The 17,508-nt window shown below is 45.4% G+C and carries 9 protein-coding genes; 7 read left to right on the top strand and 2 right to left on the bottom strand.

Annotation, left to right across the window (positions count from 1 at the left end; genetic code table 11):
- Nucleotides 1–167 precede the first annotated feature (167 nt).
- Both QZW47_RS24190 and QZW47_RS24185 read right to left on the bottom strand, forming a co-directional pair.
- Nucleotides 168–323, bottom strand: a complete 156-nt coding sequence (locus QZW47_RS24190; RefSeq protein WP_293132723.1) for a hypothetical protein — start codon at nt 321–323, stop codon at nt 168–170.
- 251 nt (nt 324–574) lie between these two features.
- Nucleotides 575–772, bottom strand: coding sequence for a hypothetical protein (locus tag QZW47_RS24185; protein ID WP_293132720.1), 198 nt, complete (start codon nt 770–772; stop codon nt 575–577).
- A 382-nt stretch (nt 773–1,154) separates the two neighbouring features.
- Here QZW47_RS24185 and QZW47_RS24180 point away from each other — a divergent pair, with 382 nt between their 5' ends.
- The 7 genes from QZW47_RS24180 (at nt 1,155) to QZW47_RS24150 (ending at nt 17,441) form a co-directional block, all read left to right on the top strand.
- Nucleotides 1,155–1,523 (top strand): STAS domain-containing protein, encoded by a 369-nt coding sequence (locus tag QZW47_RS24180; RefSeq protein ID WP_293132717.1) that lies wholly within the window; start codon nt 1,155–1,157, stop codon nt 1,521–1,523.
- 297 nt (nt 1,524–1,820) lie between these two features.
- Nucleotides 1,821–4,634, top strand: coding sequence for a TIGR03960 family B12-binding radical SAM protein (locus QZW47_RS24175; RefSeq protein ID WP_293132714.1), 2,814 nt, complete (start codon nt 1,821–1,823; stop codon nt 4,632–4,634).
- Between the two features lie 1,524 nt (nt 4,635–6,158).
- Nucleotides 6,159–8,474, top strand: a complete 2,316-nt coding sequence (locus QZW47_RS24170) for an Rne/Rng family ribonuclease (protein ID WP_293132711.1) — start codon at nt 6,159–6,161, stop codon at nt 8,472–8,474.
- A 3-nt stretch (nt 8,475–8,477) separates the two neighbouring features.
- Nucleotides 8,478–9,203 carry a ribonuclease HII gene (locus QZW47_RS24165; RefSeq protein WP_293132708.1) on the top strand — a complete coding sequence of 242 codons (726 nt, stop codon included), beginning with the start codon at nt 8,478–8,480 and terminating at the stop codon, nt 9,201–9,203.
- 218 nt (nt 9,204–9,421) lie between these two features.
- Nucleotides 9,422–14,995, top strand: a complete 5,574-nt coding sequence (locus QZW47_RS24160; RefSeq protein ID WP_293132705.1) for an AAA family ATPase — start codon at nt 9,422–9,424, stop codon at nt 14,993–14,995.
- A gap of 269 nt (nt 14,996–15,264) precedes the next feature.
- The gene (locus QZW47_RS24155) at nt 15,265–15,660 is read left to right on the top strand and encodes a response regulator (protein ID WP_293132703.1); all 396 of its coding nucleotides are present in this window, start codon (nt 15,265–15,267) and stop codon (nt 15,658–15,660) included.
- Nucleotides 15,657–17,441, top strand: coding sequence for an adenylate/guanylate cyclase domain-containing protein (locus tag QZW47_RS24150; protein ID WP_293132701.1), 1,785 nt, complete (start codon nt 15,657–15,659; stop codon nt 17,439–17,441). The genes QZW47_RS24155 and QZW47_RS24150 overlap by 4 nt, the downstream gene beginning before the upstream one ends.
- Nucleotides 17,442–17,508 lie beyond the last annotated feature (67 nt).

The raw sequence follows: 17,508 nt of genomic DNA, 5'->3' as shown, positions 1-17,508 counted from the left end.
GCAAGCTTCTCGTGGTGTGACATACCGAGTCATGGTAGCTTTTTTGATCTATTGTTAGTAGATGCTACCATGTTTTACCGGGATAGTACGACTATTGCCGGAATATTAGTTGCTTTACATCGACAGTCTGATTTTAATTTCTCGCTTACAAGCCAGAGGAGAGGCTTTCAACCAATTCTTTCTAGTAAAATAGCTGCCATCTGATTTGTGGTGAGCAGCGCTGTTGTCTCAGTTGGATTGTGACTTGCCTTTTGATCGATCGATCGAGCTAATTTTTGTCGCTCCTTACCTGGTTTTTCTCTCACCTCGGTAACAGCAATCATTAACCCGAATCACAATCAAAGCTAATTTGTCAACCCCTAAAAGTTAGATATTTAATTTTGGGCAAAGTTTGTATGTTTTATACTGAGGTGCAAAAAACCGAATCCTCAGATATCAAGTTCAGCGATATATGCTGGCTCTGAGCAAGAGAGTAGCGCTGTGAATTATTCTAGAATCCGTGTATTCTGGTGCTGCGAGGATTTTTTTTCGCTGTGCAATTTTGCTTGGCGGCGCGATCGTCCTGTGGCTGCAACTACCTGCGGCTAGATACTAATTGCACCCGTCCAGCATCCATTTCATCCATTAATAACTCTAAAGCCTCATAATCAGTATCCGAGATGTAGCCCAAACGGGTGAGCTCGTAGTTGATTTCGTTTTCTATATCAGGCGTCAACTGCTTAATGTAGAGGGCTTTTTCTACAAGTTGGCGAATAGCATGAGTTGCTTGCATGGTAGATCGGAGAAATCCTTACATTTTGATTTTAATCTTAACACTCAAGAACCTACGTGATCTAAATCAGAACTTACAAGTGATTTCAATTACATTGCTGGGTTTAACCTCATAGCTCAGGCAAAGTAGAGCGCAATTTTTACAATTCCCAAGACTAAACCAATGGGTTAAATAATAAATAGTATATTAGCTTACTTTTCCTCGCAAAATCTTACGGAAAATTTCATAAAAAACAGTAAATAAATAAAGATTCAGTAAAACTACTGAAAATAGCTGGTTGGTTTCCTTCTGGGCAAGTTAGGCTCGGACGTATGAAGTAGGTTTAGGCTGACAACCTTTTAGCACAGTAGTTGAAAATTCACAGGAACCATAGGTTTGATATATGCAGACACTTCTTGCCCAAAAAACAATTACGGTGATTCGAGCCCTAGACCACCTGAATGCAGCCACAGCCGGAGAATTCGCACAGCAACTAACCACAGCAATTTCCGCACCGGGGGTGGTAGCGGTGCTGGTGGATGTTGGCGGAGTAACATTTATTGACAGTGCGGGTTTGATGGCATTGATTTCCGGCCTCAAGCAGGGGAAAAAAATGGGGCGCAGGTTTAGTATTTGCTCAGTTTCCGCCGGGATTAGGATGATTCTTGAACTCAGCCAGCTCGATCGAGTTTTTGAGATATTTGAAAGCGTCGAAAGCTATGAAGCAGCAAATGCGGGTTCCCCAGCAGTGCTAGAGGCTGCTAATCGGTGAACGCAGGCAACAAAATACAGCAAATTCAGTTACGTTACATACTCGAAAATACCTAGGCCTGGCAAGCAACTGCTACCAGCCCCCGACAAGCGTCGCGGGCGCTCCCAAAATTTTAGATATTTAGGTAATGAGCGATCGGGTAACGCTTTTTTTCAGGTTGCCAGATTCAATACTGCGAGTCAATCTAAAATCTAAAATCTAAAATCTAAAATCTAAAATCGCCTGACTGTCGTTGGCGAGTTGGCAGATTTTAAGGTAGGCTGCTTAGGAGTCGCAAGTATCAGAGCGAGTCGAGCCGTGGCAGTAAAAGTCGAAGAATTACTTACAGCAGAAATCAATCAGCCTGCTCGTTATCTAGGAAACGAGTTGGGGGCTGCGCGCCAGCCTTGGGATTCAGCGTCTGTACGCTGGGTGCTCACTTACCCAGAAGTGTATGAAGTTGGTGCTTCCAATCTGGGACACATCATCCTTTACAATATTTTGAATGCCTTGCCGAGACAGTTGTGCGATCGAGCTTATTTACCCGCACCAGACTTGGCTGCAAAACTGCGATCGACCAAAACTCCCCTGTTTGCCGTAGAATCTAGGCGATCGCTCACAGAATTTGATATTCTCGGTTTCAGCCTCAGCTACGAACTCGGAGCCACAAACATTCTGGAAATGCTGGATTTAGCCGGCATTCCCCTAACTTGGAAAGAAAGAGCGACAAATACCCAAAATGGCGGGGATTTGCCGCTGATTTTTGCTGGCGGACAAACCGCAACCTCCAATCCCGAACCCTATGCTGACTTTTTTGACTTCATCGCTTTGGGGGATGGAGAAGAATTGCTGCCAGAAATTGGCTTAATTTTGGCAGAAGGGAAAGCTAATAATTTGAGCCGAGAAGCATTGTTGCTGGATTTAGCGCAAATTCCCGGCGTTTATGTCCCCCAATTTTACGATATGGCGGCCGATGGTTCTGTTCATCCTAACCGCCCCGAAGTTCCCGATCGAATTCTGCGCCGAGTCGCGACTCCGATACCAGCTTATTCGATCGGGCTAGTGCCTTATGTCCAGACAGTACACGACAGACTGACAGTCGAAATTCGACGGGGATGTACCCGTGGCTGCCGCTTCTGTCAGCCGGGAATGCTGACTCGCCCCGCCCGCGATGTGGAACCGCAACAAGTCGTAGAGGCGATCGAACAAGGGATGAAAGCCACCGGGCACAGCGAGTTTTCCCTGCTTTCCCTGAGTTGTTCCGACTATCTGGCACTTCCGGCTGTCGGGATGGAAATCAAAAACCGCCTGAAAGACAAAAATATCTCTCTATCTTTACCCAGTCAGCGGGTTGACAGATTTGACGATAATATTGCCGACATTCTCGGCGGCACGCGGCAAAGCGGTTTGACTTTTGCCCCGGAAGCCGGCACTCAACGGATGCGCGACATCGTTAACAAAGGTTTGACGAATGAAGAATTGTTGCGGGGTGTGAAGACTGCGGTCGATCGCGGTTGGGATAAAATTAAGCTCTATTTTATGATCGGTTTGCCCGGAGAAACCGATTTTGATGTCCTAGGAATTGCCGAAACAGTCCGCTGGTTGCAAAGGGAATGCAGGCTGGATGGCCGACGCGGACTGAATTTTAACTTGACAATTTCTAATTTTACGCCTAAGCCTCACACTCCTTTTCAGTGGCATTCGGTTTCTACTGCCGAGTTTTCACGTAAGCAAAAATTGCTGAAGGGTGAATTCAAAGGGATGAGAAATCTCAAGGTGAATTATACTGATGTGCGGATTTCGGCAATGGAGGATTTTGTCGGTAGGGGCGATCGACGTTTGGGCCCTGTAGTCCGTCGTGCTTGGGAACTTGGCGCTGGTATGGATGCCTGGTGGGAAAGCTTGGATACAGCATACAAGGCTTGGACAAGGGCGATCGATCAATCGGGCCTTACCTGGAAATACCGCCAAGTTGAAAGTGGCGAGTGGAATCTGTTTGAGAAGGAAGAGGAGAAGGAAGAAGGAAGAAGGAAGAAGGAAGAAGGAAGAGGGGATAAGGAAGAAGTCACAGGAATCAAGGAAGATTTTCCCACATCTCTTCTTCTCCCCCTCTCCCCCTCTCTTCTTCTCCCTCTCTCCTCTTCTCCCTCTCTCCCCCTCTCCTCTTCTCCCTCTCTCCCCCTCTCCCTCGATCGACCTTTACCTTGGGATCATCTAGACACGGGAATTGATAAAAACTGGCTAAAACTTGACTTGCAAAAGGCTTTGGAAGCCGCGACGGTTCCCGATTGTTCCTTTGAAGGATGTTCGCGCTGTGGGGTTTGCGGCACTGACTTCGGACACAATGTGGTTGTGGATGCGTTGCCAATTCCTGAGTTTGCTGGGGAGTTTGTGCCGAATACAGAACGGAAACAGCGTTTTCGGGTTTGGTTTGGGAAGGTGGGCGATATGGCTTTGGTTGGTCATTTGGATTTGCTGCGATTGTTCGATCGAGTTGTCCGCAGGGCCGATTTACCGATTTCGTTTACTGGCGGCTTCCACCCGAATCCTCGGATTTCTGTGGCAAATGCCCTGCCTCTGGGCGTTACCAGTACCGGGGAAATTGCTGATTTTGAACTCACTGAGCCGATCGCTCTGGAGATGTTTCGGGAAAAATTGGCGGCGACTTTGCCGGAAAATATCCCGATTTACAAGGTGGAGCAAATCGACCTCAAGGCTCCTTCTGCCAGTCAGTTGCTAGAAGCCGCGGAGTACGTGATTACTGTCGCTGCAACAGGCTCTCTGCCGGAAAATGACGGATCTGAAGGCATGAATTCTACTGGTGTCTGTGTCGCGGATGGTGGCAACTGGGAAGCTTGGGTGAAGACGATCGCCCAAACAGAGGCTTTTTGGCGGGCGCACACTACTAAGTCGGGGAAGACGCAGGATGTCAATTTGCGCGATCGACTGCACAAACTAGAACTCGTACAGCAATCTGAAGCTACAGCCGTGTTGCGCTATACCGGCAGTTGTCGCAGCGACGGTAGCTTGCTCAAGCCGGAACATCTTGTTTTCATGCTCGAACAAGTTAGCCAGCAAGAAATTCAGCTTCTGCAAGTTCAACGCAGTCAGCTAATCCTAGGTTATGGTTAAAATAGGGAAGCCGTGGTGGAATATTTCACTAGGGCATCCCTATCGGGATGTATCGTTTCACAGAAAAACGAGCGGGAAGCCCCGGGCTTTGGACATGGGGAGGAACGCGGCTGCGGTTTTAACCGCCTTCAATATTTGTTTACACAATTGGTCGAAAGATTCATTATAATTTGGATTGTAAGTAAAAAAACCATCTACGTGTTGAAACATTCTAGTATCGGAGAAATCCCGGCACAGTGAGCCACCACACTCCTTAAGGAGTAGTAAGCCTGTATAACTGACGAGTAACGGCAGAATGTGAAGCGTACCTATCTGGCGAAAGTGATGGATTATGAAAGCAAACAATTGAAAAGTAAGCGTAATTGCAATACCTTTTGTACTGGTAGTTGTTTTGATCGTCTAGAGGTGCTTTGATAACGCCTTTGAGAGTTTTCGGATTCATTCAAGAATCCCGCTGATTCATCAGTGGGGAGTATCAAGCTATAATTGCTTGTTATGGAAGCCGCAGTGGCTTGAGCGCTTTAGTCGCTCGTCACTAAGAGTCAACCAGCAACGCGGGCTGGGTGCAAATTGCTTCTGTTCAAGACTTCAAGCCTTTTTGTACATTTACGGGCTAAATCTAGCGCTAAACCCGCAGGAGCGGAGCATGAACCAAATTTATCGATTAATTTCGCTCGATCGAGTGGTTGTCGATCGTCGGCTTAGTCAAAAATCTCATGGTTCAAGTCGCAGAGCGGGTATTCAACAATAGATGTTTTGACCTCGATCGAAAACGGATACAAGCCCGGACTTAATTCGTCGAGATCACAAAATTTTAGACTAAGGTTCAAGCTCCCAGATTCATCTCTGGAGTCAATCTAAGATCTAAAATTTTAAATCTAAAATCTAAAACCGACTCACCTGGTTTTAGGGTTGGCTGGGGCGGAAGTTGCAGTCGAATGCCAAAAGAAGAGTCTGTTGAGTGCGATCGCGCAAGAATTCAACAAAAGTCTAGGCGCTTTCACTCCTACTTAACTTTCGCTCTTGCACCAGCCCTCAACCACCACGCAAGCGGAGTTATCAGTTCGTAGTGTTCAGTTGTGTGTTCAGTTGTGTGTTAAGAAATTGGTGAGAGTTTCGCTGAATTTATTCGCTGAGTTCAAAGGAAGAGTTGCAACTGTTGAATTTTGAAGTTTTGAGAAAAGCAATTCTCAACTTAAAAATCAATCTTGCTAACTCGATAAAAGCCTCCTTATTTCTATCTCTCAGATTTATCTGCTGAGCATAACTCATAACTCTCGATCGGGCGGGTTTAACTACTTTTTTATCTGTAACAGTTAACAGTTAACAGTTAATAGTCAACAGTTAATAGTTAACAGTTAACAGTCAACAGTTAACAGTTAACAGTTAACAGTTAAATTTCATTCCACCCTCCACCAACTCACAGCTAATAACTCTTCAAGCTACTACTAATTACAGTTAAAGTCAGAGGCACTTTTCAGCGTTAGTGTCTCTAACTTGCTGCCAGTTTTTTGAGGAAATTGAATGACAAAGCAGATAGTTATAGCAGAGCAGCATCGCATTGCTGCCGTTTTTTCAGAAGATCAAATCCAAGAACTCGTGGTAGCCACAGGGAGCCACCAAGTCAGCGACATCTACTTGGGAATTGTCGAAAATGTACTCCCCGGGATAGATGCGGCCTTCGTCAATATTGGCGACCCAGAACGCAACGGGTTCATGCACGTCACAGACCTCGGCCCGCTGCGGCTCAAACGATCGGCAGGAGCAATTACAGAACTCCTCACCCCCCAGCAAAAAGTGCTGGTACAGGTGATGAAAGAACCGACGGGCAGCAAAGGCCCTCGGCTGACAGGCAATATTACCCTGCCCGGCCGCTATTTGGTACTGATGCCCTACGGCAGGGGAGTCAATCTATCCCGCCGCATCAAGTCGGAAGCCGAGCGCAACCGCCTCAGAGCCCTAGCTATTTTGGTGAAACCGGCCGGAATGGGGCTGCTGGTACGCACCGAAGCCGAAGGCATGACCGAAGAAGCCATCATGGAAGATTTGGAAGTCTTGCAAAAGCAGTGGGAAGCCGTTCAACTCGAAGGCGGTTCCACGCGGGCGCCGGCACTGCTCAACCGCGATGACGATTTTATTCAGCGGGTGCTGCGGGATATGTTCAGCGGTGATGTGAACCGGATTGTGGTTGACTCGCAAAATGGCATTAAGCGGGTGAAGCAGCAGTTGATGAGCTGGAACGGTGGTAAACTTCCTGCGGGAGTTTTGATCGACCACCACCGAGAGCGCGCCTCGATTTTAGAATTTTTCCGCGTCAATGCTGCGATTCGAGAAGCCCTCAGACCGAGGGTAGATTTACCTTCGGGCGGTTATGTGATTATTGAGCCGACAGAAGCACTGACGGTAATTGATGTCAACTCTGGTTCGTTTACTCGATCGGCAACAGCTCGCGAAACTGTACTCTGGACAAATTGCGAAGCAGCAACCGAAATTGCCCGCCAACTTCGGCTGCGGAATATTGCCGGGGTGATTATTGTTGACTTTATTGACATGGAATCCCGCCGCGATCAGTTGCAGGTGCTGGAACATTTCAATAAAGCTCTCAAAGCTGACAAATCTCGACCGCAAATCGCTCAACTCTCAGAATTGGGACTGGTAGAACTCACCCGCAAACGCCAAGGTCAAAATATTTACGAGTTGTTCGGCCACAGTTGCCCCACTTGCAGCGGGCTGGGTCATTTGGTGCAACTCCCGGGCGAAGAAGATTTCGCCGCAGCAGTGCGCGACGGAGCCGATCGCACTGTGGCTACCTCCAACCGGGTGATGCTGAACTTGCCAGAAGGATTGGAACGCCGCAGCTTGGCGCCCGTAGCTTCTGCAACTCCTGCTCCAGTCAGAGAAGAACGTTCTCCCGAACCTGCTCGGGCTGCTTGGGAACCTCAGAGCGAAAGTTTAGATTTTGTGGAGGCTGGCGGCAACGCCTCGGCTTTGGACTTACTCAACCATCCCAGCTATCAGGATTTGGGGAACGGAACGAGAAGGCGCCGCCGCCGCCGGATTGGCGAAGAGGCTTTTGTCGTAGCAGCAGAGGAGGAACCGGTACGCAGCAAGCTGCGACTGCCGAATACTCAAAGCGCCCCCGTCGCCGAAACGCGCTCAGAGTATCAGGCACCCCCCGGCATCCGCGCAGCTTCCGAGGGCTTCGGGCTGGTGAATATGGCGACTGTTGGCAGGCGCGAGGATTTCGATCGCGTGCGCCCAGCTAAATCTGAGTTGATGAAGCCGATGGTGGAGCCTCCGGAGGTGATTTCGGTGGAAATGACACCCGAGGAACAGGATGTTTATGCTCTGATGGGCGTTTCTCCCTTGGTGCTGACGGATCGCAGCGTCAAAAATCCTAAGAATGCGATCGTTTCGGTGACTCTCCCGGGAGCGGCCCCGAACAAGCCGCCTTTTGAGCAGCTCGAATTTGAATTTGAGGCGCCGACGGCAGCAGAGGATGTTGAGGAAAGGGATTATTATCCAGAAATGTCAGAAGCTGAGCCTGTATTTTCTGAGGATGAGGAAGCCCAAATTTACGGGGAGAGTTCGATCGACGACGAAACTGATGATTTTGCTCCTCTAGATGAAACCGACGATCCGATCGGCTTCTCCTACCAACAACACGAGTCGATCGAAGAGCACGAGTCGATCGAAGAGCACGAATCGATCGAAGAGCACGAGTCGATCGAAGAGCACGAGTCGATCGAAGAGCACGAGTCGAGCCAGCCCAGCGAACCCGAAGAGCCTGCTATCAACCGCCGCCGCCGCCGCCGCTCGTCAGCCGTTTTGGATGAGTGATTTATGAAGGAAGAAGGAAGAAGGAAGAAGGAAGAAGGAAGAAGGAAGAGGGAAGAAGGAAGAGGGAAGAAGGGAGAAGAAGAAATTTTTACTCTCTTCCCATCTTTCCATCTTTCCATCTCTCCCCCTCTCACCCTCTCCCAATCTCCCTCTCTCCCTCGCATAATTGCAGGTGTCGATGAAGTAGGAAGAGGAGCTTTGTTCGGGCCAGTGGTGGCTGCCGCCTGCATTTTGCCCGACGAAGTTCAGGGTGAATTAGTAAGTTGCGGAGTCCGCGACAGCAAACAGTTGAGTGCCGCAGCCCGGAGTCGGTTAGCCATCCAAATCCGGGCTGTGGCGGTTGACTGTCAAATTGGTGCAGCTTCGGTGCGGGAGATCGATCGCCTGAATATTTTGCAAGCTTCTTTGTTGGCAATGAAGCGCGCGATTTTGAAGTTAAATGTTCAGCCTGATTTGTGTTTGGTAGACGGCAATCAAAGAATACCCAATTTGTCGATCGAACAAGTGACGATGATTAAGGGTGATTCGCGATCGATTCAGATTGCCGCCGCCAGCATTGTCGCCAAAGTTTGGCGCGATGAATTAATCCTGCGGATGGCCCTCAAGTATCCCGAATATGACTTGACAAACAACAAAGGATATGGTACCAAAAAACATAAATTAGCTTTAGAACGTTGCGGTGCGTCTGTCTTTCATCGGGTGTCATTTAGTCCTTGCCGAAAATCTTAAAATTCACAAGTCGTAGGGTGCGTCGCCATGAAAAATTCCCAAATAAATATCGACAATCTGATAGCGACGCACCTGACAAACAGGGTTGAGTCTATTGTAGTAGGGTGCGTCAGGTTAGAATGTTTTGACTACCGACTCAAAAAACACCCCCTGACACACACTACGGTTAGTTACTAAAATTTAAAATCTATAATCTATAATCTAAAACCTAAAATCTCATGGCTGACACTTCACTAACAATTCCCGGATATCGCATCCTCGATCGCATTTACAACGGCTCTAAAACCCAGGTTTATCGAGGGCTTTCGGCAGACCAAAAACCCGTCGCAATCAAAATCCTGGAAAGTGAATATCCTACTTTCAACGAACTCATACAGTTTCGCAATCAGTACACCATTACCAAAAATCTCGACATAACAGGAATAATCAAACCCCTGGCACTCTCCAACTACCGCAACGGTTTTGCTTTAGTAATGGAAGATTTTGGCGGCATCTCTATTTCAGAATATACCGCCCTTCACCAACTCAGTACCGCCGATTTTTTATCGATAGCAATTCAAACAGTTCAAGTCTTAGAAGGACTTTATCACGCTAGAATTATTCACAAAGATATCAAACCTCAGAATATTCTAATTAATCCCAACACCCTAGAAGTCAAAATCATCGACTTCAGTATCTCTTCCCTTTTACCCCGAGAAAATCAAGAAATTAAAAGCCCTAACGTTCTCGAAGGGACGCTAAATTATATGTCTCCCGAACAAACGGGTAGAATGAATCGAGGTATCGACTACCGCACCGATTTCTACTCGCTGGGAGTCACATTTTACGAACTGCTAACAGGACAATTACCCTTCAAATGTAACGACGCGATGGAGTTAGTTCACTCGCATCTTGCCAAGACTCCAACTCCCCCAATCGAAATCATCCCAAGCATCCCCGCAATCCTGAATGACATCATCCTGAAATTGATGGCAAAAAACCCAGAAGCACGCTATCAAAGTGCTTTCGGACTCAGATATGACCTAGAAACCTGTTACCAGCAGTGGCAAGCAACAGGCCAAATTAACCAGTTTACCTTAGCAAGTAGAGATATTTGCGATCGCTTCGCCATACCCGAAAAACTCTACGGCAGAGAAACCGAAGTTAACACATTATTAGCAGCATTCGATCGCGTCAGCCAAGGCAATACCGAAATCATGCTAGTAGCCGGCTTTTCCGGCATTGGCAAAACCGCCGCCGTCAACGAAGTACACAAACCCATCGTCCGCCAGCGGGGCTACTTCATCAAAGGGAAATTTGACCAATTCAAGCGCGATATCCCCTTTTGGGCCTGGGTGCAAGGCTTCCAGAATTTGATGCGGCAACTCCTCACAGAAACCAGCACTAAAGTGCAGCAATGGCAAGCCAAAATCTTAAAAGTTTTGGGTGAAAATGCCCAGGTAATTATCGATGTCATCCCTGAATTAGAACACCTGATCGGCAAGCAGCCAAAAATCCAAGAACTAGAGGGAAGTGCGGCTCAAAATCGCTTTAATTTACTCTTTGGTAAATTTATCGGACTATTCGCTACCAAAGAGCATCCTTTAGTCATTTTCTTGGATGATTTGCAGTGGGCTGATTCTGCTTCCCTGAAGCTAATGCAGTTGCTAGTAAGTGAGACGGATACCCGCTATTTACTGTTAATCGGAGCCTATCGGGATAACGAAGTTTTCGGTGCCCATCCGCTAATTTTGACCTTGGACGAGATCCGCAAAAACTCATTACCAGTCAATCAAATTACCTTAGCGCCCTTAGATAAACCAGCCCTAAATCGGTTGATTGCCGATAGCCTAATTTGTCCTTTAGAACGAGCAACTCCTTTAACAGAACTCGTATTCAGCAAAACTCAAGGCAATCCTTTCTTCGCTACGCAATTCCTCAAATTCCTCCAGATAGATGGGTTGATTTCTTTTGACGTTAGTTCAGCGTCTTGGCAGTGCGATATTGCCCGAGTGACCGCCCTTGCTTTGACTGACGATGTAGTCGAGTTTATGGCGCTCAAGTTGCAAAAGCTGCCTGCAAATACCCAGGATGTTTTGAAACTAGCTGCTTGTATCGGCAACCAATTTGACTTGGCAACCTTGGCAGTTGTCCGTGAAAAATCCCAGGTGGAAACGGCAGATGAATTGTGGAAAGCGCTGCAAGAGGGGTTAGTGATTCCCATCAGCGAAGTTTACAAGTTTTTTCAAGATTCGGAATCCTCAGAGGTGGCACAAACATCTGATTTATCGGTTCCCTATAAATTTTTACACGATCGCGTCCAGCAAGCAGCATATTCTTTAATTCCGGAATCTCAAAAACAATCGACTCACCTCAAAATAGGGCAACTGTTGCTGAGGAAGGGCGGACACGGAGGCGATGCCCCTACCGCAGAACAAACAGAAGATAAAATTTTTGATATTGTCAACCATTTGAACATGGGCAAGGAGTTAATTATTGCTCAAACTGAGCGAGATGAATTAGCTCAATTGAATTTAATCGCTGGACGTAGAGCGAAAAGTTCCATAGCCTATGGTGCTGCGAAAAGATATTTAACTACGGGACTGGAATTGTTAGCACTAGATCCTTGGCAGAATCAGTATAGCCTATCATTGGCTTTGTACTCGGAAGCAGCAGAGGTGGGTTATCTCAATGGTGAGTTTGAGCAGATGGATAAATTCGCTAATATTGTTCTGCAAGAAGCGATTTCGATTCTGGACAAAGTGAAAGCCTATGATGCAAAAATTCAAGCGTCTGCCTCCCAGGGTAAACTCACAGAAGCTATTAACATTGGGCTGCAAGTCCTCAAGCAGTTGGGAGTAATTTTACCAGAATCGCCCAGCCAGTCGGATATTCAACAAGGACTAGAAGAAACTGCTTTGCTCTGTGCTGAACACGAAGTCGAAGCCTTAATTAACCTGCCAGAAATGACTGAACCAGAACCGTTAGCAGTCATGTACATCTTATCAAGTATTGCTCCTGCTGCTTATGTTGCTGTACCAACAGTGATGTTACTCATTGGGTGCAAAATGGTTAATTTGTCACTCAAATATGGCAAGGCCACCTGGTCGTCATTTGGTTATTCTATTTACGGATTAATCCTCTGTGGAGTAGTCCAAGACATAGAAATGGGTTATCAATTTGGTTACTTAGCTGCAAAATTGGCTGAGCGGTTCAATGTTCAGAAAGTCAAGGCTAAGGTATTCAATGTCTGGGGTTCTTTGATCGTACACTGGAAAAAACATCTCAGAGAAGCACTACCCATTTTGATTGAGGGATATCAAAGTGCAGTGGAAAGTGGAGACTTTGAAATGGCTGGTCATTGTGCATTTCATATATGCGATGTCTCATGTTTTTTGGGTCAAGAGCTTACGGAGGCAGAACAAAAGATATCAACATACAGTAAGGCTATTAGTAAAATTAGACAAGAAGTTTTATTGACTTGGATTGCATTAGTTCGGCAAGTAGTCCTGAATTTTTCAGGTAATAATGAAAATCCCACTTGTTTAATTGGTGAGGTATACAATGAAGAGGAAGCACTAACAACTGCTATTAGAGCAAATGATGGCTGTCAAATTCATCAATTATACCTCTATAAACTGATTTTAAATTTCGTGTTTAGCCAACATCATGAAGCCATTAAAAATGCTGTTTTAGCCGAAAAATATCTAGGCAGCGTGACAGCACTGATCTGCGTTCCTCTATTCCATTTTTATGATTCTCTGGCACATTTAGCTGTATTTGCTGAGGCTTCAAGTTCAGAACAAGAGGTTATACTCAATCGGGTTAAAAATAACCAAGGAAAAATGCAAAAGTGGGCGCATCATGCTCCGATGAATCATTTACATAAATTCTATCTAGTAGAAGCCGAACGGCATGGGGTGCTAGGAGAAAGACTGGAGGCAGTCGAAATGTACGATCGCGCAATTGCACTAGCGCAACAAAACGAGTACATTAATGATGAAGCCCTCGCCCACGAACTCGCGGCTAAATTCTACCTAAGCTGGGGTAAAGAAAAAATTGCCCGAATCTATTTAACTGATGCTTACTATGCTTACGCACGCTGGGGCGCTAAGGCAAAAGTTGAGGATTTAGAAAAATGCTACCCGCAATTACTCGCCCCAATTATAAACAGTAAAACCAGCTTGCAGACAGGTCGAATACTTTCCCCGACGACGGATATCACCCTCTCAATGACTAGCAGTTTTGAAATGTCAGGATTTCTAGACTTGGCAACAGTTATCAAAGCATCTCAAGCTCTTTCAGGGGAAATTGAGCTTGACAAATTGCTCTCAACTTTGATGCAAACGGCAATTGAAAATGCTGGGGCTTCCAAAGGCGCTTTGATTTTGTACCGAGGAGGCAACTTAATAGTCGAAGTTGTGGGAACTAGCGACACTTCAGAAAACATAGTCCTCCAATCCATCCCCCTGGAAAGTAGCAGAAAAATTCCCATAAGTCTGATTAACTACGCAGCCAGAACTGAAGAACTTTTGCTCTACAACAATGTACCGAAACAAAGCCAAAACATCAACGATTCTTATATAATTGAACACCAACCCAAGTCAGTTCTGTGCCTGCCAATCCAACACCAAGGCAAAATTATTGCCATTCTCTACCTCGAAAATAGTCTGACAACAAACGCTTTTACTCCCGATAGATTAGCAGTTTTAAACATCTTGTCTTCTCAGGCGGCGATCTCGATAGAAAATGCCCAACTATATGGGAATTTAGAAGCCCAAGTCGCAGAACGCACCCAAGAATTATCACAAGCTTTAAGCTATCTCGAAGCTACCCAAGAAGAACTGATTCAATCTGAAAAAATGGCAGCTTTAGGACAACTGGTTGCCGGAGTTGCTCACGAAGTTAACACTCCTCTGGGCGCGATTCGCTCCTCTGCTGGTAATGTTTCTAAGTTCTTAAATCAAACTCTAGAACAGTTGCCGGAACTTTTTCAATCTCTCTCGACAGAAGAAGCAGATAATTTCTTGAATTTACTCAAGCGTTCTCTCGAAAAAGAAACAAGCTTATCAACGAAAGAGGAACGAAAATTGAAGAGAGCTTTAAGAGGCAAACTGGAAGAATTAGGAATAGTAGATCCAGATACCGCAGCCGATCGCCTAGTGATGATGGGAGTGTATGATGAAATTGACAGCTTTGTGCCGCTGCTGCAAAAATCCGATAACTTGCAAGTCCTAGAAATCGCCTACAAACTTTCTGAATTAAAAAGAGGCCTCGCCACGATCGACACAGCCACAGACAGAGCATCAAAAGTCGTGTTTGCCTTAAAAACCTATGCCCGTTACGAACAGTCGGGGGAAAAGACAGCAGCCAGCATTACAGAAGGTATTGAAACAATCTTAACTCTTTATCAAAACCAACTCAAACAAGGAGTTGAAGTAGTAAGAAACTATGCCGAAATCCCGCCGATCCTGTGCTATCCAGACGAACTAAATCAAGTGTGGACAAATCTGGTTCATAATGCTTTGCAAGCAATGGATTATAGAGGCACTCTCACAATTGATTTTGCCCAACAAGACGGGCTGGCGAAGATTGGTGTCACCGACAGCGGTAAGGGTATACCAGAAGAGATTAAATCTAAAATATTTGAGCCTTTTTTTACTACTAAGCCTGCGGGAGAAGGTAGCGGATTGGGGCTAGATATTGTGAAGAAGATTGTGCAAAAACATCAGGGAAAAATAGAAGTGGAATCGATTCCCGGTCAAACTACATTTAATGTTTTTCTGCCAATGAGCGGCGCAGGAGTCGATTAGGACGATTGGGAAAGTTTGATAGCGGTTGTGCGATCGCCTATAATATTACTTCATTATTGGGATCGACCCGGAAATGGGCGATCGAGCCCGAATACTTGCATTATATGGATTATACTGAGCTAAAGCTGTGGGTAAATCCCTTGTTTAATAGCATCTGATTGTGCCACGGGCGATCGACCTAACTTGCTTTATTTTAAAATGCGATCGGGTATCCTGAGCCAGTTTACTAATTTTCCGGCTAATTATTAATCATCAGCGAGGAATAATCAGTGTCTAAAGCAGTTATTTTGTGTGTTGATGACGAAAGAATGGTGTTGGACAGTCTGCGGACACAGCTATCATCATCATTTGGGAATAATTATATCTATGAAGCCGCCGAGGATGCTGATGAAGCTTTAGATTTAATTCAAGAATTAAGCGAAGACAATGTGAGTATTGTTGTGATTATCTCTGATTGGTTAATGCCCGGTATGAAGGGAGACGAATTATTGATTCGCATTCACGAGCAATTCCCTAAAGTTGTTAAAATTATGCTCACAGGTCAAGCTGACGAAGAAGCTATTAGCCGAGCTGAAAAGTTCGCAAATCTCCACTGCTGTTTGTCTAAACCTTGGTCGGAAGCCGAATTAATCGAAACTATTAAATCAGGCTTGTCTCTATTATGAAACAACAGGTAATTATTTGTGTAGATGATGACAACACTGTACTCAAGAGCCTCAAAGTAGAACTTCAAGAAGCTGTTGGCAATGCTTATCTGATCGAAATTGCCGAGAGTGGGGAGGAAGCATTAGAGTTGCTTGAAGAACTATTGTCAGATGGGTATGAAGTACCGTTAATTATTTCAGATCATATCATGCCTGACATGAAGGGCGATGAATTATTAAAAAAAGTCCATATACTCTCGCCCAAAACTATCAAAATCATGCTGACTGGGCAAGCAGATGTTGAAGCTGTGGGAAATGCTATAAAAACTGCAAATTTATATCGTTATATAGCCAAACCATGGCAACAAGAAGACTTGAGTTTGACCGTAAAAGAAGCGGTAAACAGTTATAGTCAAAATCAACTGCTGGCAGCACAAAATGCCCAGCTTCAGCAAATGAATCAGGAATTGGCGGATTTAAACCGCGAGCAAGGTTTACTGATTGCGCTACTCCACGAAAATGAAAATCGCTTGACGCAGTTTTTAGAAGCAATGCCGATTGGGGTGGGAGTGTTGGACTCAGATGGCAAGATTTTCTATTTCAATCAGAATGCCAAAAACATATTTGGTAAAGGAGTTGTGCCGGATACGGGTACGGAACAATTGTCCGAGGTTTATCAAACTTATAAAGCTGGTACTAATCAAGAATATCCTCCCGAAAATTTACCGATTGTGCGGGCATTGAAGGGAGAAAATGCCATGGCTGAAGATATAGAAGTACACAAAGGTGATAAAATTATTCCCTTAGAAATTTCGGCAACTCCTATTTACGATACCAACGCCAAAGTCACTTATGCTATTAATACTATTTTAGATATTACCGATCGCAAAAAAGCTGAAACAGAGCGACAAAATTTAATTACAGAACTCTTTCAAGCCAATAGTAATTTGGAGCTTGCACTTGAGACAGAATTGAAAATCGCTAATGCGACAAGTCGCTTTGTACCGAATCAGTTTTTAGCTTTTTTGGGATGTGACAGTATTGTTGATGTTAAATTGGGAGAGGCAGTGGAGTTAGAGATGTCAATTTTATTTTCTGATATCCGCGATTTCACAACTATGTCGGAAGAGATGACACCGCAAGAAACTTTCACATTTATAAATTCTTATTTGAGGCGAATGGAACCGCTGATTGTCGAACATCAGGGGTTTATTGATAAATATATTGGCGATGCAATTATGGCTTTGTTTAGCGAGGGCGCCGACAATGCTGTGAAAGCGGGAATTGCGATGCTGCATACTCTTGTTGAATACAATCAACACCGGACTTCTTTGGGCTATGTGCCGATTCAGATTGGAGTGGGAATTAATACTGGTTCTTTGATGCTAGGTACTGTTGGCGGCAGCAATCGGATGGATGGTACTGTGATTGGCGATGCGGTTAATTTGGCTGCTAGAATTGAAAGTTTGACGAAGAATTATGGGGTGTCGCTGTTAATTACTCAACATACTTTCGATCGGTTGACAAATCCTGCTGATTATGCAGTTCGGGTAATTGATAGGGTTCAGGTTAAGGGGAAGTCTGAATGGGTAATTGTTTATGAGGTTTTTGATGCGGATTTGCCGGAAGTAAAGGCGGGGAAGTTGGCTACTTTGCAAGTGTTTGCTCAGGCTTTGTCTTTGTACAATATTTATAATTTTAGCGAAGCTGCGGCTCTTTTTGCGGATTGTTTGGGTCAAAACCCGGGGGATAGGGTGGCTCAAATTTATTTGGATAGATGTCAGTTGACAGTTGATAGTTGACAGTTGATAGTTGACAGTTGTTAGTTGACAGTTGGTAGTTGGCAGTTGTCAGTTGGCATTTGGCATT

This window comes from Microcoleus sp. bin38.metabat.b11b12b14.051, assembly GCF_013299165.1.
Classification (GTDB): domain Bacteria; phylum Cyanobacteriota; class Cyanobacteriia; order Cyanobacteriales; family Microcoleaceae; genus Microcoleus.
This window is presented reverse-complemented; position numbering and strand designations above follow the sequence as displayed.